Here is an 810-nt window from a genome sequence, read left to right as displayed (position 1 = left end):
GTTGGCAATTTTATCAATGTTCTTATGGCATGGGCAAATGAACACCCTGTTTTAACCGGTGTGATCATCAAAACCATTGCCGCTCTGATGGCTTTTAATATTGCTCTACGCGTGCTGCGCTTTACCATGGCGGGAACCCGCCTTGGGGTCCTGCAATTGATTGCCTCTTTTATCAAGATGAGGGCTGTGAGCCGCACGCTGAAGGCAAGTTGGCGAGGGTTAGCAGCCGTAGGGCGCTCACTGGGCTTGCTTACCGCAGGACTTGGGGCAAGTTCACTACGACTTTTGCGACCAATGACCTTATTGATGGGCGCTTTGCGGGGGATTGCTGTTTCAGGGGCGGCATTTGCGAGTAGCTTTGGTTGGATAGGAACCGTGATCGAAGTGGTTGGAGCGAGCATGGCCTCTGTTGTGGGGGGTATTTTTACCCCGGTAGGGGCTGCGGTTGCTGCTGTTGTGGCGGTCATATTGGCAGCTGGTTTTGCTCTGTGGAAATATTGGGACCGCTTTTCTTCTTTTATGAATGGTTTAGCACGGGGGATAATACGGGCTTGGGGGCAAGCCTTTGAAGCTGTTATGCGCTTTTTTGGTGCAGATACCAGCACCATTACGCGTTGGAAAAATATAATCGCCAATGCTTTTGATCTCTCTTCCCATTGGCAAAAGTTCAAACAAGGACTTTCCTCTGTTGTCGAGTGGTTTGGCAATTTGTGGGAGGGCGTTAAACAAAGATTTTCCAACTTTTGGCAATGGTTGAAGAGTTTTTTTACACAGGAAAAGCTCTCGGAGAGTGCCAAGGCTGGTATGGAA

At 49.4% G+C, this 810-nt stretch carries 1 pseudogene; it reads left to right on the top strand.

Annotation, left to right across the window (positions count from 1 at the left end):
- Window positions 1–810, top strand: a pseudogene (locus ACFIKU_RS09985) (phage tail tape measure protein); the annotation flags it as partial.

The sequence above is a fragment of the Bartonella sp. CM120XJJH genome, from assembly GCF_042194715.1.
Taxonomy (GTDB): domain Bacteria; phylum Pseudomonadota; class Alphaproteobacteria; order Rhizobiales; family Rhizobiaceae; genus Bartonella.
This window is presented reverse-complemented; position numbering and strand designations above follow the sequence as displayed.